The sequence below is a fragment of the Pseudomonas sp. KBS0707 genome (assembly GCF_005937945.2).
GTDB lineage: Bacteria > Pseudomonadota > Gammaproteobacteria > Pseudomonadales > Pseudomonadaceae > Aquipseudomonas > Aquipseudomonas amygdali.
Genome location: NZ_CP041754.1, coordinates 3,883,359 through 3,903,030 on the forward strand (window position 1 = coordinate 3,883,359; position 19,672 = coordinate 3,903,030).

General features: G+C 58.1%; 15 protein-coding genes and 5 pseudogenes. 15 read left to right on the top strand and 5 right to left on the bottom strand.

Annotated elements, in window-relative coordinates:
• Window positions 1–15 precede the first annotated feature (15 nt).
• The 4 genes from FFH21_RS18225 to FFH21_RS18240 form a co-directional block, all read right to left on the bottom strand.
• Window positions 16–225 carry a hypothetical protein gene (locus FFH21_RS18225; protein ID WP_004658696.1) on the bottom strand — a complete coding sequence of 70 codons (210 nt, stop codon included), beginning with the start codon at window positions 223–225 and terminating at the stop codon, window positions 16–18.
• Between the two features lie 276 nt (window positions 226–501).
• The gene (locus FFH21_RS18230; protein WP_011169105.1) at window positions 502–1,197 is read right to left on the bottom strand and encodes a sensor histidine kinase KdpD; all 696 of its coding nucleotides are present in this window, start codon (window positions 1,195–1,197) and stop codon (window positions 502–504) included.
• Window positions 1,194–2,795, bottom strand: coding sequence for a tetratricopeptide repeat-containing response regulator (locus tag FFH21_RS18235; RefSeq protein ID WP_011169106.1), 1,602 nt, complete (start codon window positions 2,793–2,795; stop codon window positions 1,194–1,196). The genes FFH21_RS18230 and FFH21_RS18235 overlap by 4 nt, the downstream gene beginning before the upstream one ends.
• 367 nt (window positions 2,796–3,162) lie before the next feature.
• The gene (locus FFH21_RS18240; protein ID WP_005731537.1) at window positions 3,163–3,837 is read right to left on the bottom strand and encodes a TIGR04211 family SH3 domain-containing protein; all 675 of its coding nucleotides are present in this window, start codon (window positions 3,835–3,837) and stop codon (window positions 3,163–3,165) included.
• Between the two features lie 452 nt (window positions 3,838–4,289).
• Between FFH21_RS18240 and ppnN the strand changes: the two genes are divergently transcribed.
• Window positions 4,290–5,663, top strand: a complete 1,374-nt coding sequence (gene ppnN / locus FFH21_RS18245) for a nucleotide 5'-monophosphate nucleosidase PpnN (RefSeq protein WP_002554339.1) — start codon at window positions 4,290–4,292, stop codon at window positions 5,661–5,663.
• 51 nt (window positions 5,664–5,714) lie between these two features.
• On the opposite strand, the gene FFH21_RS18250 is transcribed toward ppnN, so the two are convergent.
• Complete coding sequence (locus FFH21_RS18250) at window positions 5,715–6,584, bottom strand: helix-turn-helix domain-containing protein (RefSeq protein ID WP_004658691.1); 870 nt, start codon at window positions 6,582–6,584, stop codon at window positions 5,715–5,717.
• A 152-nt stretch (window positions 6,585–6,736) separates the two neighbouring features.
• Between FFH21_RS18250 and pobA the strand changes: the two genes are divergently transcribed.
• The 14 genes and pseudogenes from pobA to FFH21_RS18325 all read left to right on the top strand — a co-directional run bounded on the left by pobA (window position 6,737) and on the right by FFH21_RS18325 (window position 19,623).
• Complete coding sequence (pobA, locus tag FFH21_RS18255) at window positions 6,737–7,921, top strand: 4-hydroxybenzoate 3-monooxygenase (RefSeq protein ID WP_011169108.1); 1,185 nt, start codon at window positions 6,737–6,739, stop codon at window positions 7,919–7,921.
• Window positions 7,922–8,217: 296 nt separating this feature from the next.
• Window positions 8,218–8,433 (top strand): annotated as a pseudogene (locus tag FFH21_RS18260) (MFS transporter); the annotation flags it as partial.
• Window positions 8,430–8,777, top strand: a pseudogene (locus FFH21_RS18265) (nucleotide-binding domain containing protein); the annotation flags it as partial. The pseudogenes FFH21_RS18260 and FFH21_RS18265, both read left to right, overlap by 4 nt.
• On the top strand, window positions 8,770–9,804 hold the full coding sequence (gene pdxA / locus FFH21_RS18270) for a 4-hydroxythreonine-4-phosphate dehydrogenase PdxA (RefSeq protein ID WP_011169111.1): 1,035 nt from the start codon (window positions 8,770–8,772) through the stop codon (window positions 9,802–9,804). The pseudogene FFH21_RS18265 and the gene pdxA, both read left to right, overlap by 8 nt.
• A gap of 77 nt (window positions 9,805–9,881) precedes the next feature.
• A complete protein-coding gene (locus FFH21_RS18275) occupies window positions 9,882–11,297 on the top strand; it encodes a sodium:solute symporter family protein (protein WP_011169112.1) in 1,416 nt (471 codons plus the stop codon).
• Window positions 11,284–12,408, top strand: a complete 1,125-nt coding sequence (locus tag FFH21_RS18280; RefSeq protein ID WP_050772270.1) for an exo-alpha-sialidase — start codon at window positions 11,284–11,286, stop codon at window positions 12,406–12,408. The genes FFH21_RS18275 and FFH21_RS18280 overlap by 14 nt, the downstream gene beginning before the upstream one ends.
• 54 nt (window positions 12,409–12,462) lie before the next feature.
• Complete coding sequence (locus tag FFH21_RS18285; RefSeq protein ID WP_011169114.1) at window positions 12,463–13,149, top strand: SDR family NAD(P)-dependent oxidoreductase; 687 nt, start codon at window positions 12,463–12,465, stop codon at window positions 13,147–13,149.
• A 39-nt stretch (window positions 13,150–13,188) separates the two neighbouring features.
• Complete coding sequence (locus FFH21_RS18290; RefSeq protein WP_004664405.1) at window positions 13,189–13,959, top strand: DeoR/GlpR family DNA-binding transcription regulator; 771 nt, start codon at window positions 13,189–13,191, stop codon at window positions 13,957–13,959.
• 293 nt (window positions 13,960–14,252) lie between these two features.
• Window positions 14,253–15,518 (top strand): annotated as a pseudogene (locus tag FFH21_RS18295) (toxin VasX); the annotation flags it as partial.
• 53 nt (window positions 15,519–15,571) lie between these two features.
• Window positions 15,572–16,831 (top strand): IS256-like element ISPsy17 family transposase, encoded by a 1,260-nt coding sequence (locus tag FFH21_RS18300; RefSeq protein WP_004666928.1) that lies wholly within the window; start codon window positions 15,572–15,574, stop codon window positions 16,829–16,831.
• 61 nt (window positions 16,832–16,892) lie between these two features.
• Window positions 16,893–17,609: pseudogene (locus FFH21_RS18310) on the top strand (hypothetical protein); the annotation flags it as partial.
• Window positions 17,610–17,612: 3 nt separating this feature from the next.
• Window positions 17,613–18,356 (top strand): hypothetical protein, encoded by a 744-nt coding sequence (locus tag FFH21_RS18315; RefSeq protein ID WP_011169115.1) that lies wholly within the window; start codon window positions 17,613–17,615, stop codon window positions 18,354–18,356.
• A 95-nt stretch (window positions 18,357–18,451) separates the two neighbouring features.
• Window positions 18,452–18,934 (top strand): annotated as a pseudogene (locus FFH21_RS18320) (hypothetical protein); the annotation flags it as partial.
• Window positions 18,931–19,623, top strand: a complete 693-nt coding sequence (locus FFH21_RS18325) for a hypothetical protein (RefSeq protein ID WP_011169117.1) — start codon at window positions 18,931–18,933, stop codon at window positions 19,621–19,623. The pseudogene FFH21_RS18320 and the gene FFH21_RS18325, both read left to right, overlap by 4 nt.
• The last annotated feature ends 49 nt before the right edge of the window (window positions 19,624–19,672 follow it).

A 19,672-nucleotide genomic window follows, 5' to 3' on the forward strand; every position in this document is an offset into this window, starting at 1 on the left:
AAAACCCCTGATCGCTTATGACTCTGTAACGAGACCGATGACGTCATCCACACTCTTGCAAGCGTTGAGACGGTTGGCCGACAGGTTCTTATCCAGCCGTTCATTCGCAAGCGACATGAAGGTCAGGACCGCAATGGAGTCCCAATCCAGACTTTGTCCTTTGCTCAAGGTGCCTTCGCCTGCTTCCATCGCTTCTTCGATCAGCTTAAGTACTGTGTCTTCCATCTCGATGCTCCCGGACAGCCTGCTATTGGATTAAAACGCTGCGCGGACCAAAGCCAGCGCCTGACAGGACGTTAGCAATAATCGAACCAAGCCATTGAGCACACGGGGAAGCCCCTGTTGCCGGGCTGGACAGGGGCAAAAGGCAGGCATTGAGGACACGAAAGTCAAAAACATGACAGGCTTATCGACAACGGGATAACGCAAGTGCGCGGCACCGCGTCAATATAATGCTGGTGCGCGGCTGTCTCATATTTCGCAGCAATTGCAGTTCGGGTTTCAGGGCAGATAAATGCTGAACATCGCCCCGCCCAGCACGCCGCCGTTGGCGATTTCGATTCGCCCGCGCATGCCGTTGCGCACATGCAGCCGGGCAATGTGCGCAGCAAAGTACAAGCCCAGGCCGGTACTGCCACTGCCCTGATTGATGCCCTGCACGTATTCGGTTTGACGCTCGATCAGATACGCCGGGTAACCGGGACCGTCGTCATTGAGGGTGATCTTCAACTGACCGCCTTCTTCACCGATGCTGATCACGATCTGCTCGCGGGCAAAGCCGATGGCATTGACGATGATATTGCCGACCACCGAGCCCACCAGTTCACGGTCAAAAAAACCCAAGGGGCTCATGTCATCGATTTCATAGCGCGCGGCGATACCGCGGCTGGCCAGCACGTCCTGATGGTGCGCCAGCTGCGCTTCAATGAAGTCGTCCAGTTCATGGTAATCCGGACGCAACGGCAACTGGTTGACACCGAGTTTGTAAAGGCCAAGCAACTGCACGAGCATGCCGTTGAGGTTGGCGAACTCATAGTCGATGACGCCCTGTTCCGGCATGTCACGCTGATGACCGGAAAGCTTCGCCAGCCACTCGCTGTGCGCCTGTGTCAGGGTCGCCAGCGAGTTTTTCATGTCATGTACGGTGGAGGCGATCACCATGGAAAAGTCGAGGCCCTGCTCTGTCTCTTCACTCATGCGCCAAACGCCCTCTCCCTGAGTTTCTGGTAACGCTCATAACGCGGATCACTTTCCGGAATCTTGCCCAGCACGGTCAGGCTGGCACGGCACTCGTCAATGCCGGCCTGCCCGAGGCTCTGCCCCGGATGAAGCAGCGACTGCACCATGTTCAGCACAATACTGATGTTCTTCGGCTGCAAGCCCAGTGCGCTGCGGAAAAACGCCTGTGCCTCGGTGAGGTTGCCGGCCTTGTAACTGCGCACGCCTTGCAGGTTGAAATCGATTGCAGCCTTGCTGGCGCCCAGAATCGCGGGATCGTCGGTCATGCTGGCGACGCTTTTCATCACCGCTGGATCATCGCCATAGGCTTCAGCACAGCTCTTCAGAACACTGGCGCCCGCTTCTTCCTGCCCCAGCTTCTTGAGCTGCGCAGCCACCATCAGGGCGGCATCGGCACTGAGCACCTGCTCCATGCCATCGAGCCTGGCCATCGCCTGTTCGGTGAGCTTGGCTGCGGTTTCCGGGTCCGAGTGCTGCAGGCTGGCAGCCTTCATCAGGCGGGTGCGCACTTGCAGACCTTCGTCGTCGGTGTGTTCCTTGGCAACGTCGACAAGGGCGTTGTTGATCTCGACACGCGTGCGCGCATCCAGCCCCTGCTCGCCGCCCTTGCTGATCAGAGCATGTGCCAGACCCAGGTTGGTTTCCGGGTCCTTGAAGCGCGAATGCTGGCCTTGGGAAACCGCCTGGCGATAAGCTTTGGAGGCACTTTCAAAATCCTCGTTGCCCAGCGCCAGCTTGCCCAGCAGCTTCTGTCGACGGACTGCCAGAGGCGACAGGCGCACAGCGCTTTCCAGAACCGTCTGCGCCCGCTTGGCATCGCCAAGCGCCACCAGCACATCAGCCAGGCCGTCGAACAGCGCCGGCATGGCCGGAAACGCCTTGATTGCCTGTTCATAGACGGCCTGCGCTTCGGCAGTCTTGCCGCGTTTCAGCAGCAGACTGCCCAACGCGCCGTAGGCCCACTGCGTGGCACGATCAGCCAGAATGGTCTTGAGAAAAGCTTCCAGTGGCTCGTTCTGCTTCAAATCACGCAAGGCATCCGCCTTGTAGCGCAAGCACAACGGCGCATAACGCGGGTCCTGCTCGATCAGCTTGTTGCACGCGGCCAGTACCTCGGCCGGTTTGCGCCGGTCGAGGGCCTGCAGAATCGGCTTGAGCAAGGTCTTGCGCTGCACCAGCTTTTCCAGGCGCTGGGCCAGCCCGGCACGGTTGAACGGCTTGGTCAGGTAACCGTCCGGCTCCCACTCAAGCGCACTCATGACCATCGCCTGACTGTTTTCGGCAGTGACCATGATGAATACGCTTTCGTAACTCAGCAGCCGCTCGACCATCAAGTCTTCCAGCACCTGCTGGCCATTCTTGCGGCCATCACCCAGATTGAAGTCATGCAATACGAAGTCATAACGCTTTTGCGAGCACATGCGCAGCGCCTGCTCGCCGGTGTCGGCGGTATCCACTTCCTTGACGCCCAGTTCACGCAGCATCGACCGCACTGAACTGCGAAAGTCAGAGAAGTCATCAACGATAAGAAAGCTTTTTTGGTTGTACGCCAGCATCCGGATTCCTGCACAGGAGAGGGTGAAAATATGAGACCCACGGCCTGAAAACCACTCAGACCCGACTCGGCAGCCCATTTTTCAGGACGCACATAATAACTGATGGCAACATGCCATAACACAGTTCGCCGTTACCACCGTCCCCGCAACAAGCCACGTGGTTCAGGGCAACACTCAGTTTTTCGACCACACGGGCAGAAACTGTAGAACGAACATCAACTTCGCGCATTGTCCGGGCGGCAGGCATGCAGACATTTTGCGAGCTGGATCGTAATTGCAGGAGCAGGAAGGGAGTTTTAGCGGAGGTTCATCACCTTTCGTTCATGCCAGCGCGCAGCGCCGGCATGAACAGGTGTTTCGGGCAGGTTTACACCCAGCCATCGTTCTTCTTGCGACCCTTGGTCAACGCCGGAAGGATCAGGCCCACCAGCAGGCCTGCACCGGCAATGCTGCCGCCATAGACCATGTAGCGCATCATCACCTGCTTGTTCTCGTCGCCGAGCCGCGCCTGAGTGGCACGCAATTCGGCCTGAGAATCAGCCAGTTGATCGTTAAGGGTCTTGGTGCGGGCTTCCAGTTCATCGACCAGTTTCTTGCGCGCATCAAGAGTCTCTTGCATGCCTTGCACACGGGTCTTCCAGGTATTGTCGATGCCTGCCAGTTGATCGGTCAGTTCGGTGACCTGCTGGGTCAGTTGCGGCACACGCTCGGCCTGACCAGGCACCTCCTGCAGGTCAGTGCTGGGGATCCACACCGTGGAACCGCCTTCGCCGCGCACCTGGCTGAACTTGCCCGAAGAGCTGAGCAGCTCGACCTTCTGCCCGGATTTCAGCGTCCCCACAATCCGATGATCATCGGTTGGTCCGCTGCGTACGTAGGTGGTGAGGCTGTCGCTGACCCAGCGATCGCTGCCTGCGGCCTGCGCGTTGCCAGGAACGACAACGGTCAATGCAGCGCCAAACAGGCCTGCGCCGAGCAAGCGACGCGAAACAGCGAACAGGCCAGGGGCTCGGGAAAGAAGTGCGGAGAAATGACGAGACATGGCGATAATTATCTTTATCTGAAATGAAAATAAAGCCTCGTTTAACGGGCCGGCTAAGGATGGGAGCGGCAGGCGATCAAAGGTTTTGCAACTCCTGCCCGGACGGAATGTCTGCCTATCAGGCGCGCTTAAAAAGCACCTGATGATCCCTTTCGTGCAGGCCGTCCAGAAAGTCCATCAGCTAACAGACTCCGTTAACGGGGTCAGGTTCACTATTGCCCGTTGTACGCGTCAAAATTCAGCCGCACGGTCATGCCGGGCAAGTGCCTGCTTTCAAAAGAATTCGCTTGCCGATTCAATCCTGCGATGGCGCACAAAGGCTCAAACAGGGGACGTCTGCGGTCCGGCGTTTGCTTTCCCGGCCAAGTGCTGTAGAAAAGGCTCCACAGGGGTGAATGTTCTCAATGTTCACCATCCTGATGCTCGACTGCATCGCTCTAATGGAAAATAGAATGATCCCAAGACAAGTGATTAACGCCACCGTAAGCCCGAAAGGCAGCCTTGAAACCCTGTCCCAGCGTGAAGTGCAACAACTCAGCGCGGCCGGTTCAGGCAGCACCTACACCCTGTTTCGCCAGTGCGCCCTGGCCATTCTCAATACTGGCGCCCACGTCGATAACGCCAAGACCATTCTTGAGGCGTACGAAAGCTTTGAAGTACGAATTCATCAGCAGGATCGCGGTGTGCGCCTGGAGCTGCTCAACGCTCCGGCCGATGCGTTTGTCGATGGTGAAATGATCGCCAGCACCCGCGAGATGCTGTTCAGCGCCCTGCGTGACATCGTTTACACCGAAAGCGAACTGGACAGCCAGCGCATCGACCTGAGCAATTCTCAGGGCATCACCGATTACGTGTTCCACCTGCTGCGCAATGCCCGCACGCTGCGCGCTGGCGTAGAGCCGAAGATGGTGGTGTGCTGGGGTGGTCACTCGATCAACACTGAAGAATACAAATACACCAAGAAAGTCGGCCATGAACTGGGCCTGCGCAGCCTGGATATCTGCACCGGCTGCGGCCCTGGCGTAATGAAAGGCCCGATGAAGGGCGCGACTATTGCCCACGCCAAGCAACGCATTGTCGGCGGGCGCTATCTGGGCCTGACCGAGCCGGGCATCATTGCGGCCGAAGCACCCAACCCGATCGTCAACGAGCTGGTGATCCTGCCGGACATCGAAAAACGTCTCGAAGCCTTCGTGCGCGTTGGCCACGGCATCATCATCTTCCCCGGTGGCGCCGGCACGGCTGAAGAGTTCCTCTATCTGCTTGGCATTCTGATGCACCCGGACAACAAGGACGTACCGTTCCCGGTAATCCTGACCGGTCCGAAAAATACCGAGCCGTACCTGCAACAGTTGCACGCGTTCGTCGGTGCCACGCTGGGTGAAGAAGCGCAGCGTCATTACCAGATCATCATCGACAACCCGGCAGACGTCGCCCGGCAGATGACTCAGGGCCTGAAAGAAGTGAAGCAGTTCCGCCGGGAGCGGAATGACGCGTTTCACTTCAACTGGCTGCTGAAGATCGAGGAAAGCTTCCAGCACCCTTTCGATCCGACTCACGAGAACATGTCGAAACTGCAACTGAACCACGACGTGCCCACTCACGAGCTGGCCGCCAACCTGCGCCGGGCGTTTTCCGGGATTGTGGCGGGCAACGTCAAGGACAAGGGCATTCGCCTGATCGAGGAGCACGGTCCTTATCAGATTCAAGGCGATCCTTCGATCATGGGGCCGCTGGACAAGCTGCTGCAGGCGTTTGTCGATCAGCACCGGATGAAGTTGCCCGGTGGCGCGGCCTACGTGCCGTGTTATCAGGTCGTGGCCTGATCCCACGGCAATAACCGGCAGGCAAACGTGGCGCCCTTGAGCGCCCCGTTTCTATTTCTGCTGACGAAACGCTTTGGGCGACTGCCCGGTGGCGCGTTTGAAGAAGCGCGAAAAATAAGCGGGTTCGGAAAACCCGAGGCTGTCGGACACCTGATTGATGGTCATGGTGGTATAGATCAGGTTGCGCCTGGCCTCCAGCAACAGCCGCTGGCTGATGATCTGCAAGGCCGACTGGTTGCACAGGCGCCGACACAGCGAATTCAAATGCGCGGCGCTGATGCCCATGGCCTGCGCATGCTGGTGAATGGACCAGTGCTCGCGAAAACTCGCCTCCAACTGATGCATGAACACCTGCAAATGCTCACGGCCGCGGTCCATGGCGTGAATTTCTTCGCCAGCATGCTCGCTGCTGCGCCGACTGAGCCAGACCACCAGCACGTTGATCAATGAATGCAGCATCAGATCGCGGCCAGCTCTGGGCTGCCGGTACTCACGGGCGATGGCGCTGAACAGCGTATCAACGTAATGGCTGTCCGCCCCTAGCTCGTAACACCGTGTCGTGCGCATTGCCGAGCTGTTGAGTGCCGTCTCAAGCTGCTCCACCAAGGGTTTGGCCAGACTGAGAATGTGCCCCTGAATATCTTCGGCAAACCTGAAGGTGTGCACGCTTAACGCCGGAACCACCTGCAGCGAAGGTGTCTCGACCTCGGTGACCACATCCTCGACCTTGAGCATCGCCCTGCCGGACTGCACATACAGCAACTGCACCAGATCTCCATGGCGATGCGGCTTGATCTCCCATTCGTGCATCTTGCTGCGCTCGGGGATCGACTCGCAATGGATCAGGTCCGGGGTCGGCCAGGCAGCGGTTTCCCCGTAAAGCTTGAACACTGGTATCGTTGCAGTGGCAGGTCTGGCCATGTGTTCTTCTCCCGTCCGGACCCTCGAAAAGTCCAGATAATGCGTCGAATATTGCCTTCTTATCTCGATGGCATCCATTAAAAATGCAGGAGACAAAAACAATCATATCCCGCTGATGACACTTGGCAGGGATCAAAAACAGGACCATCGCCATGAAAACCCAGGTTGCAATTATCGGTTCAGGCCCTTCAGGGCTGCTGCTGGGCCAACTGCTGCAGCGTGCCGGCATCGACAACGTGATTGTCGAGCGCAAGGACCCCGATTACATCCTCTCGCGCATCCGCGCCGGCGTGCTTGAGCAAGGCATGACCGACCTGTTGCGTGAAGCAGGCGTCAGCGAACGAATGGACACCGAGGGCTTGATTCATGACGGTTTCGAGCTGGCCTTCGACGGGCGCTGCGAGCGTATCGACCTGAAAACACTGACCGGTGGCAGAACCGTGATGGTCTACGGCCAGACTGAAGTCACCCGCGACTTGATGGCCGCGCGCGCAGCAGCAGGTGCGATGACTGTCTATGACGCGTCTGACGTGAACATCCACGATCCAAAAACCGACAGTCCCTATGTCACGTTCGTGAAAGACGGCGAAACCGTGCGCCTGGACTGCGACTACATTGCCGGCTGCGACGGTTTCCATGGTGTATCGCGGCAATCGATTCCTTCTGAAACGCTGAAAATCTTCGAGCGCGTTTACCCGTTTGGCTGGCTGGGCGTACTGGCCGACACGCCGCCGGTCAACGAAGAGCTGGTCTACGCCAATCACCCGCGCGGCTTTGCACTGTGCAGCATGCGCTCGGCCATCCGTACCCGCTATTACGTGCAGGTCAGTGCCGAAGAGAAGGTCGAAGACTGGTCGGATGATCGCTTCTGGACCGAACTCAAAGCCCGTCTGCCCGAGCATCTGGCAGACCGCTTGGTGACCGGCCCGTCCATCGAGAAAAGCATCGCGCCGCTGCGCAGCTTCGTGGTGGAGCCCATGCAGTATGGCCGTCTGTTCCTGCTCGGCGATGCTGCGCACATTGTCCCGCCTACCGGCGCCAAGGGACTGAACCTGGCGGCCAGCGATGTCAGCACGCTGTACCGGATTTTGCTCAAGGTCTACCGCGAGGGCCGTACTGACCTGCTGGAAAAGTATTCACAGATCTGCCTGCGCCGCGTGTGGAAGGCCGAGCGTTTTTCCTGGTGGATGACCTCGGTGCTGCACAACTTCCCCGACACCGATGCGTTCAGCCAGCGCATCCAGCAAACCGAACTGGACTACTACGTCGGCTCGCAAGCCGGGCGCAGAACCATTGCAGAAAATTATGTGGGTTTGCCGTATGAGGCGATTGAGTAGCGTATTTCACCTATTGCGTATGAGGACACAGAGCGTCCTGAAAAGCATGCCGACGCCGAGCGTCGCACGATAGCGGTAGTGAGCTCTGCGTCCGGTCTTGAGCAGCGTCGCCAAGAGGATGCGCAGCCATGCAATGCACGCCAGCACAGAGCCCTGCGTTGTGCAATCACACAACGCACGCCCTCCACAGCCGTGCAAAACCCCAAAGCGTTTTCATGGACGCCACCCTATGATCGGCAGTGCACCTGACAGCTCCATAGCTGCATAAAAACAACAAGCACAGAGGAACACACGCCATGACCGCTACCTCGACCCACGAGGCAGGCGACGCTGACGGCAATCATGTCTACCGTCGTATCACCCTGCGCCTTATCCCGTTTATCTTCATCTGCTACCTGTTCAATTACCTGGACCGCGTGAATGTCGGCTTCGCCAAGCTGCAGATGCTCGACGCCCTGAGTTTCAGCGAGACTGTCTATGGCCTCGGTGCCGGTATCTTCTTCATTGGCTACGCCTCGATCAACAACAACGCGACCCGGCGCAGGCGGCCACATTGAGCAACGCGCTGGCGCAGTGGCTGGCCCCCGCCCTGACCCATGCCGGTTCAGTGGTAGCCACCGGTGGCGAAACCGCCAGAGCCATTCTGATTGCAGCGGATATCAAACGCTTGACGCTGTTTGGCGAACTGGCCACCGGCGTGGTTCTGGCCGAGGCCCGACTGGGCAAGCACACGTTCAATGTCGTGACCAAAGCCGGGGGGTTCGGCAACCCCGACACCTTGCTCACCACCTGGCACATGCTCCACGCACCGGCTGCGACCGGCACCCCTTTCAACGAGGAAGCTTCCTATGTCTGAGCGTCTGTCTGAACGTCCCGTCATTGGTATCACCATGGGCGACGCCGCCGGGGTGGGACCGGAAATCATCATGAAAATGCTCACCCACGCCTCGGTGTACGCCACCTGCCGTCCGCTGGTGATCGGCGATGCCCAACGCCTGGAAGATGCCAACCGCATCGTCGGCAGCCAGTTGCGCGTCAAAAGCATCGCCAGCCCCGCAGAAGCCCGTTTCATCCAGGGCACCGTGGACTGCATCGATCTGGGCCTGATACCCGCTGACCTGCCCTACGGCAAACTGTCAGCGGTGGCCGGCAATGCAGCCTTCCGCTACATCGAGCGCACCGTGCAACTGACTCAGGCCGGAGAGCTGGACGCCATATGCACCGCCCCGCTGAACAAGGAAGCGCTGCACGCAGGCGGGCATATCTTCCCCGGCCACACCGAAATGCTCGCGCACCTGCTGGGCATCGAAGAAGTCTCGATGATGTTGATGACCCCGACCTTGCGCGTGATTCACGTCACGACGCACATCGGCATCATCGACGCCATTGCGCGGATCGAGCCGGGGCTGGTCAAGCGCACCATTGAGCGCGCCCGGGAAACCCTGATCCGCGCCGGTATCGAAAATCCGTTGATCGCGGTGTGCGGCATCAACCCGCATGCCGGGGAAAACGGCCTGTTCGGTTATGGCGAGGAAGCCACAAAGATTCAGCCCGCAATTGATGAACTGCACGCCCGCGGCTGGCGCGTGGAAGGCCCGCTGCCCGCCGACACGCTGTTTCTCCGCGCCGGACGCGGCGACTTCGATGCGGTGGTTGCGATGTACCACGACCAGGGCCACGGCCCGGTCAAGGTCATGGGCCTGGAAGCTGGCGTCAACGTAACCATCGGCCTGCCGGTCATTCGTACCTCGGTGGACCATGGAACCGCCTTCGACATTGCCGGCAAAGGCATTGCCGACGAACGCAGCCTTATCGAAGCCATGCGTCAGGCCGTGGAACTGGCAACCCGTAAACGCGACACCCGCAATTCCATCGCCGTTTGAGGCCACTGCACTGACAGCAGCGGCCTAACCGAGCGGCACCCATAACGCGCCAGAACAACAACAATGGAGCGAGACTGATGGATACCTTCAACGCGCAAGACACCTCGATCATCATCGGCATGGTGGTCGTCTATATCGTCATAACCACCTGGATGAGCATGCGCCTGCGCAGCAAGACCAGCGAGCAATACATGGTCGCCTCGCGCACCATGCCCGCCTTCGTCGTCGGCGTGCTGATGATGTCCGAGTTCATCGGTGCAAAGTCGACGGTCGGTACGGCACAGGCCGCATTCGAGAGTGGTTTCGCCGCCTCCTGGTCGGTGATTGCCGCGGCTATCGGCTTTCCGCTGTTCGGCCTGTTGATGGCACGCAAACTGTACAGCTCCGTTGAGTTCACCATTTCCGGCTTCATCGCCAAAAAATATGGCACCTCCACCAAGCTCGCGGTCTCGATCATCATGATCTACGCGCTATTGCTGGTGAACGTCGGCAACTACGTCAGCGGCGCGGCAGCCATTGCCACGGTATTGAAAATAAACCTGACCACCGCGGCGTTCATTACGGCGATCATCAGCACGCTGTACTACGTGTTCGGCGGCCTGAAAAGCGTGGCCTACATGAGCATCCTGCACACCGGGGTGAAATACATCGGTGTGTTGATCGTGCTGGGTGTGGCGCTGAAAATGACCGGCGGCTTCAGCCCCGTGGTGCAGAACATGCCCGAGCATTACTTCACGTGGGACGGGGCCATCGGCGGCTCGAAAATCATGGCCTGGATCATCGGCACGGTCGGCGCGATCTTCTCCACGCAGTTCATCATTCAGGCCATCTCCTCGACCCAGAATCAGAACGCGGCACGCCGCTCGACCTTCTACGCCTCGCTGCTGTGCATCCCGATTGCCTTGGCGCAGGGCTTCATCGGTGTCGCCTCCAAATACCTGCACCCGGAAATGAGCAGCCTGTACGCCCTGCCGATCTTCCTGCAATCGATGAGCCCGGTATTGGCAGGCGTGGTGACCATCTCGCTGGTTGCCTCGATTTTCGTCAGCGTCAGCACCGTGGCGCTGGCCATCGCCTCGCTGGTGGTCCGTGACTTCTACGTGCCGTGGCGCAAGCCGTCGGTGGATCAGGAGTTCAAAACCACCCGCCTGATTGCACTGGTGATCGGTTTTGTGCCGCTGTTCTTCGTATTCTTCGTGCCCGAGATCCTTAACCTGTCGTTCTTTACCCGTGCCCTGCGCCTGTCGATTGCCGTGGTCGCCATGATCGCGATCTACCTGCCGTTCTTCGGTTCGGGCCGAGGCGCTACCCTGGGGTTGATCGCTTCAGCCATCACCACCAGCGTCTGGTATCTGCTGGACAACCCCTACGGCATCGACAACATGTATATCGCGCTGGTGACACTGGCTATCGTCATTGCCATCGAGCGCCTGCTACCGCAGTCCGCGTCGTCCAAACCTGCTCAAACCGAGGTTCCCCATGCCAACCGCTGATACCCGCCAGGACGCGTTCCTGCCAACGCCTTACGCGCAGAACCATGCCGCGAACCTGCACGAGCTGGCCGACGGCACCCTGCTGTGCACCTGGTTCGCCGGTACTCAGGAGGGCATGGCCGACATCTTCGTGCTGCTTTCGCGCCGCGACCCGGCCACCGGCGTCTGGAGCGAGCCGCAGAAAATGTCCGAAGATTCGTCCCGCTCGGAACAGAACCCGATTCTGTTCCAGGCACCCGGTGGCCCGTTGTGGCTGATCTGGACAGCACAGATTTCCGGCAATCAGGAAACCGCCATCATCCGCCGTCGTCTGTCACTGGATAACGGCCAAAGCTGGGGGCCGATTGATACCCTGTTCGACAAGCCCGGCACTTTTGTGCGCCAGCCGCCAGTGGTGCTGGATAACGGCGACTGGTTGCTACCGGTCTGGTACTGCATCACCGGGCCCGGCGAAAAGTGGGTCGGCAACCATGATGTCAGCGCGGTGATGATCTCCACCGATCAAGGCCACAGCTGGACGCGCCACGATGTGCCGGACAGCACTGGCAGCGTGCACATGAATGTTCATCAATTGCCGGATGGCAGCCTGCTCGGCCTGTTCCGCAGCCGCTGGGCGGACTTCATCTACAGCAGCCGCTCAACCGACCGTGGCCGCTCCTGGAGCGCCCCGACGCCGACCGAACTGCCCAATAACAATTCGTCGATCCAGTTCGTGAAGCTGGCGACCGACGAACTGGCCCTGGTCTACAACCCGGTCAGTGCCGAGGGCCACGCCCAGCGCCGGGCCTCGCTGTACGACGAAATCGAGGATGAGGGCGACGACCGCGTCACACCGGGCGCACGTCAGGACGGCAAGGCAGCGGTGTGGGGCATCCCCCGCGCACCGATGAGCCTGGCGATCTCCCGCGACGGCGGGCACAGCTGGCCAACCCGGCTGGATCTGGAGCTGGGTGACGGCTTCTGCCTGACCAACAACTCGCAGGAAAAGCTCAATCGCGAGTTCTCCTACCCCAGCATCATTCAGGCCGCCGATGGCAGCCTGCACGTTGCGTTCACCTACTTCCGGCAGAAGATCAAGCATGTTCACCTGCCGCTGAACGCGATCCGCTGACCCACCCGCGTCGATTGGCCTGTTGCCAATCGACACCTTTGCGGAACCCATGTCATGCCCGAACCGATTCAGTCCGTACTCGTCACCGGTGCCAGCTCCGGCATCGGCAAAGCCATTGTCACGCGCCTGCTGGAACAGGGCCTGCAGGTCACCTGTCTGAGCCGGCGTGCGCCGGACCTGCAACACCCGAACTTCACCTGGCGCGAGTGCGACCTCAATGACTTCGCCGCGCTGGACAAGGCGCTGCAACAGACGCCGCACATCGATGCGCTGATCCATGCGGCAGGCTTCATGCGCACCGCGCCGCTGGGCGAGCTGAACGACGCCGATGGCCAGGCCATGTGGCATCTGCATGTCGCCGCTGCCAGTCACATGGTCAACGCGCTGTACCCACGGCTGCGCGCCGGTTCGCGGATTCTGATGATCGGCAGCCGGACCATGCAGGGTGCCGCCGGACGCAGTCAGTACGCTGCCAGCAAAGCGGCGCTGCAAGGCATGGTTCGTTCCTGGGCCATCGAACTGGCGCCACGCGGCATCACCGTCAACCTGATTGCCCCTGGTGCCACCGAAACGCCCATGTTGCTGGCCCCCGGACGCAGTGGCACGCCACCGCGAAAGCCGCCCATCGGCCGCTTTGTGCAACCGGATGAAATCGCCGGTCTGGCGGCGTTTCTGCTTGGCCCCGACGCGGGTGCAATTACCGGGCAAAGCCTGGTGGTGTGCGGCGGTGCGTCGTTGTAAGGTTGCATCCCGTTTCCAGGCTTTAACACAAGGGCTGTAATGAAAGTCGCCAACCGTCGTCAAGCGATACTCGAACTGGTTCTTTCCGGCAAATCCAACGTGGACGAGCTGTGCGCCCAACTCGGCGTCTCGGAAGCCACTGTACGCCGCGACCTCACAGCCCTGGCCGAAGACGGCTTGATCCTGCGCACCTATGGCGGCGCGGCGCATGTCGGCCAGCGCGAACCGGAAACCTCGCTGGAAGAGCGAAGCCGCCAGCACAGCCAGGAAAAAATGGACATCGCCCATGCCGCGTTGGCGCATATCAACGATCACGACACACTGTTTCTTGAAGGCGGCACCAGCACCAGCGCGCTGGCGCACATTCTCAATCAGCGACGCGGGCTGCATGTAATCACCAATAACCTGTTGGCACTCAGCGATCTGGCGTTGATACCCGATGGGCGCATTACCGTGCTGGGCGGCACACTGCGGGCATCGAGCATGTCGACTTATGGCGTGGCGGCGCAGGCAGCGCTGGAGCACCTGAGCGCCGACAAACTGTTCATCAGCGCCGACGGCGTGGTGGCTGAACTGGGCCTGTGCGAGGCCAGCGCCGAGCAGGCGTACCTCAAGGAAAACATGCTGGCGCGGGCTGCACAGGTTTTCGTACTGGCCGACGTTACCAAGCTGGGCCGCGCGCGTCAGCAGCACTGGACACCGTTGCGCCAGCCCTGGACGCTGATCACCAACCCGGTGGATGACGAGTCACTGCTCGCCCCATTCAGGGCTCGTAAGAGCATTCAGGTGGAAATTGCCCTGCCCGGCTGACTTCACGCTCATGGCATAAAACCGTGATGTGCAAATTCTTGCGCATCACCTGACCGCTGAAACTGGTCACGCCCCATACACAAAGCCCTCCAGCACCTAAACGAGCTTGCGCATACATGCGCAAAAGCCTGCGCAATATTTCGCATTTTTTGCCTGGCCATTGAGCTTTTTTTAAACCTTTAAACGCTATCTATTTGTTTTAAATAGATAAAAAAATTGTCGGCACACATCTTGGAATGTACTTCTGCATACAGCGGGCGAAATTGCCCGTTTCTGCGCAGGGAGTTTCCCGCATGACCGATAAACACGGCACACACCAGCAACGACGCGCCGCACTGTTCCCCAAGACTCCGGCGACGGCCACCAGCCTTTGTCCTTTCAGAGGACCGAACGTCGCCATCGTGCCGGTGCGCTACGCGCTGGATCGCTCCCGCTACGACGCCGCGCCGGAGCAGCTGAAACCATTGCCGAAACAAGGCAAATGGGCGCTGATGCCGACACTGAAAACACGCAGCTACACCCTTCGCCAGCTGTATGACGGCTACGTCTATGTGTTCGACGAAACGGCCGGGACGCTGCATGAATATGTCGCTTCAGCAAACAACGGCCACCTGAGCCGCATTGTCTGGACGGACGCGCAGATCGGCAATGACCAGCGAAGTGGCGCCAGTGATGGCAAGCCCTTTCTGCTCTACCCGCGACGTAACACACTGCACATCGCCTTTTCCCCGCAGCAATGGACATGGCGAGTTTGCGAGCATATGCGCTCCAGCGCCCCAAGCCGTGCGCTGTGGATGAAAGCGCTGGATCTGGCCAGCTACTGCATCACCATGGCCGAGCCGGACACCCTGCCATTGAACCGTATCGCCGAGGCGGTGGCGGACATCGATAAGGGCTATGTCACTGACGACGGCCGTTTCGCTGACTCGGCGATCCCCACTGCTCGCCCGCTGTCGGAAGACGCCGAAACAAATCCGTTATGGGCACCGCTGGGTGCTGACGTTTTCTGGCAAGGCAGCGTCGACGATCAGGACAGTTCCCTGCTCATCGCCCTTGATGACCCACTGGCCGTTTTCAACGATCTGGGCATGCAACTCGCCGCTGATCAGGCGGCTTTTCGCGACTGGCAAGCCAGGCACGAACACAAGATCCAGATCGCCCAGACTGTCTCCGGACTGTGTGGTGCCGAAAGCGACCCGCAAAAACTGCCAGCGTCGGTGCGCGGCAATACGGCTCGCACGCACCAGTACCTGAGCGAGGTCGAAGCGTACTTCGAGCAATGCATCCTTGAAGAAGCACAGATCAGCAGCAGCAACGTTCCCGGAGATTTTCTACTGCTGCCGGACATGTTCAAGAGCCTGGACATGCGCAAATCGATCGAAGCACGTTACGGCAGCGTCCCTACCGAAGAAGCCGCGCAGGCCTGGAAAGATCGCCACAAGTGGCGGCGCGAAGTCGATCTGGCCAGCGCGCGTCAGTATCTTCAACAGCATCTGCCGAGCGGAGACGCACTGCTGCAACAGGTGCGTGACACACAAAGTGATTTTCAGCTCTGGGCGGAGACTGTCAGAAATTTTGTGTTCGGGCATAACATGTAGCTAGAGGTGCATGTATGCCGACCAAAAAGAAGTCCGCCAATGCAACAGCGAGGGAGTTGCCCTCGATTCCCCAAGAGCTGATCGAGCAGTTTGTTAAAGGCCCGATGAGCGCCGAAGCCATTCAAGACGCGTCCATGGCGTTCAAGAAGGCTCTGATCGAGCGTGCGCTAGGCGCCGAGCTGGGTCACCACCTTGGTTACCCTCAGGGCGCGGAGCGCCCTGAGGAGTCGACCAATCAGCGCAATGGCAAAAGCAGCAAGACGGTTCTGACCGACGACGGGCCGCTTCGCCTGGATATCCCCAGAGACCGCGATGGTAGCTTCGCCCCGATCCTGATTCCCAAGCACGAACGACGTTTTACAGGCTTCGACGACAAGATAATTGCCATGTACGCCCGGGGCATGACGGTGCGTGAGATCCGCGCTTTTCTATCTGAGCAGTATGGAACTGACGTGTCCCATGACTTCATCAGCTCAGTCACCGATGCGGTCATGGAAGAGGTGGGCGCTTGGCAGCAACGACCCTTGGAACCGATGTATCCGGTGATCTTCTTCGATGCGTTACGGGTCAAAATCCGGGACGAGGGGTTAGTGTGCAACAAGGCTATTTATCTGGCGCTGGGGGTATTACCTGATGGCACGCGCGACATTCTGGGTATATGGATCGAGAGCACCGAGGGTGCCAAGTTTTGGATGAAGGTGTTCAACGACCTCAAGACTCGTGGCGTTGAAGATGTTCTGATCGCCGTCACGGATGGCCTCAAAGGAATACCGGAGGCGTTGGGGGCGGTTTTTCCTGCCACGACGCTGCAAACCTGCATCGTGCATCTGATCCGCAACAGCTTGGACTATGCCGCTTGGGATAAACGTCGGGCACTGGCCAAAGCACTCAAGCCGATCTACCAGGCGATCAATGCCGATGTGGCTGAGCAAGAGCTTAACGCCTTTGAAGCGGGCCCCTGGGGCAAGCAGTATCCGACTGTAGTTGCTGCATGGCGTCGCGCCTGGGATCGGGTTATACCGTTTTTTGTTTTTCCGGCGGGCATTCGCAAAGTGGTTTACACGACCAATGCCATCGAGAGCATCAATGCCCAGTTACGCAAGATCATCAAGACTCGAGGGCACTTCCCGACCGATGAGGCTGCGACGAAACTGATATGGCTTGGGTTGCGCAACATCACCGCCAACTGGGGTCATGCGGCACACGACTGGAAAGTGGCAATGAATCAATTTGCGATCCTGTACGGAGACCGATTTACCAGACCGAGCTGGTAAAACAAGGGCCTGCCTGACGGCAGGCCCTAACCAGCCCGAACACAAAAAAACTGATACTCCCTACCTATTCGCTACAACGGCCTTAAGCTACTTCAAGCAGGATAGTATAGGTTGGTGGTTACGAAGATGCTGCTGGTCCAAATCGATTGACTCCCGATACTCAACGGACGCAGGAGGCCAGCACGAAGAAAGGCTTGCCCTCCTCACAATCCAGTTAAGCCCTCAGGTTCACGTAAAAACCACCACGCGCATTGAAAGTCGTTATCTTGGCAAAGGTGACTACTACAGCACACAAGTGCAAGACGGCGCTGGCGTGCAGATTCTTTTGCCAAGCGCGGTACGCGGACAATCAGTGCACTTCAATATCATCAGTAGCAAACGCCCATGGGGTGTGCTTCCCGTGGAAAAAATAGATTCTCCGGTGCAGCAGCCATTCTTGGAGCGAGGGCAGTTCAAGCAGGCTGGACAATTTGGAAAACTTGACAATCAAGCGGCCCGAAACGCTTACGAGGATTTTACCTTTCCGCTTATGCCCCCGGAAGGTGAAGACTTGATCTGGGAAACCTGGATTCCCCTTGAGGAAGAAGCTACCTATCTGGAACTACAAATATGGTATTCCGACAGCCTGATTAAATTTAGCCAGCAGGACATCGGCTACCTGTATCAACTCGAGCTAAATAGCGAGGGCGATACCAAGGTCGACGGCTTGGCCAGTGCGGAACCGGGAGTAACATTGCTCGACCGAAGCCGCGCCTTGATACTTGAAATAGCGGAATAAGGTATGACAAAGAAACTACCCCACCCGATCAGTCCAAAAAAAATCAACAACATCACGTGTCAATCAGAAGCTTGTGGAATATCCAAACATTATCAAAATGGTAAGGAAATCTTGCAGTGGTCAATAAAAACCATCGCAAGGCCGCCAAAAGAAATACTTCTTGCTGAGTTGGCAATAGTTTTCATCTATGCGACGATACTGAGCTTTGGCCTATGGGCAGGTTGGGAATTTTATTCAAAAGATCCATTCCAAGCAATTTATATTGTAGCGAGTACCAGCGGCGGAGCAGTTTACTTTATTCTCCTAGGTGTCCGCCAAAAAACCATCTACAACTACACCATAAAAACCAACTGCGCCCACTTGGAGTACTACCTCCATTACCCCGACTTCGCCTCGTCCTTCTTCAAGGGCATTGCCATAGCCGTCATCCTGATATTCGTCTTCATAGCCGCCCTCACCGGCTCACTGCTCTTCCTGATCGGCCCGGCAGCCATGGCCTGTATCGCAGCCCTCAAGCTACTAAACTGGGAAAACCCCATTCACCATGAACAAAGCCTGCCCTGGGATGAGTACAACTTTGTGACCGTCGACCGTAAACGGCTGATGATCGTCACACACCGCACGGATGTCACACTAGGCTTTGAGGCCCGATTCCAGCATGAGGTGCTGTTTAACAAATACCTCGCGTTTCTCCAAACCGTGCTCCCCCCAACAACTGAGTTCACGGAAAAAGCCTGGAAATGGTAGCCCCGCTGCAGATCTTAATAAGCCCTCACTTTAGGCCGAACCACGAGTTCCCTGGTATTCACCTTATCTGGCTGCTCGATTGCATAAACCAGTGGTTGCAGGACGAGATTCGCCTGCACTTCCAGTCCGGCAAAGCCATAGCCAAGGACTGGCTGACCACCGCCAAACGCTGGATCGATGGACTGGGATGTATTGCCGGATCAATCACCTTGGGCGTGATAATGCTCAACTTCATCAATACCGCGCTCACTTACCGGAACCTTACTCCGGAAGGAGACTTCAGTGCCAAGGATATTGGCAAGGTTACTTATGGGCTTGGGTATAAGGCGAGTGAAGACCTCATCTGGGAAACCTGGGTGCCACTGGACAAGGACGCTGCGTATCTCGAGCTGCAAATATGGTATCCGGCCAGTCTTTTAAAGACTGAAGGAGACGATAAAAGCTATCTGTTTCAGTTGGAACTTGGCACAACAGGCGATACCGCTGTTGACGGCCTGGCTTCTGTAGAACTAGAGGTAAAAGCATCAAACAGAATTGGCGCCCTGACCCTGGAAGTCGCAGAGGGCACACCCGTATGACTCAGCAAGAAAAAGCCCTGGCTCTGCCGAAAGGTAAGGACATCCTGAACTGGAAAATCAAAACACTTGCGAGGTCACCTAAAGAGATCATGATCACGCAGCTTGGGTTTGCCGCCTTCCATGTGATGGCAAGCTCACTTTTTATTTGGTTAGGCTGGGTAATGTTTTCAGACAGCCCATCCTCTCTCGTGTGCGTAATACTTGCACTTGGAGGCCATCTTGCCTATTTCATAGGCCTGCTCATCCGCCAAAAAACCATCTACAACTACACCCTCAAAACCGACGGCGCGACAGTCGAGTATTACCTGCACTACCCCGATTTCGCCTCAAGTTTCTTTAAGGGCATCGCCATAGCCATCATCCTGATATTCGTTTTCATCGCTCTTTTCACCGGCTCACTGCTCTTCCTGATCGGCCCGGTAGCGATGGCCGTTGTCGCAGCCGTCAAGCTGCTGAATTGGGAAAACCCCGTCCACCATCGACAAACCGCCCCTTGGCACCTGCACGAATTTGTCACGGTCGATCACAAGCGCCTGATGGTCATCATTCACTGCGACGACGTCACTACAGGCTTCGCCGCCCGCTTTCCCAGTAAGGAATTGATGGCCAAGTACCTCGCGTTTCTGCGCAAGGCACTTCCAGCCAACGCTCAATACATCGAAAAAGCCACTAACTGGCATCAGGGCTGACGCAACTCAGGCTTGAGCCGACACACACACTGCAAGCCTGAGAAAGCGA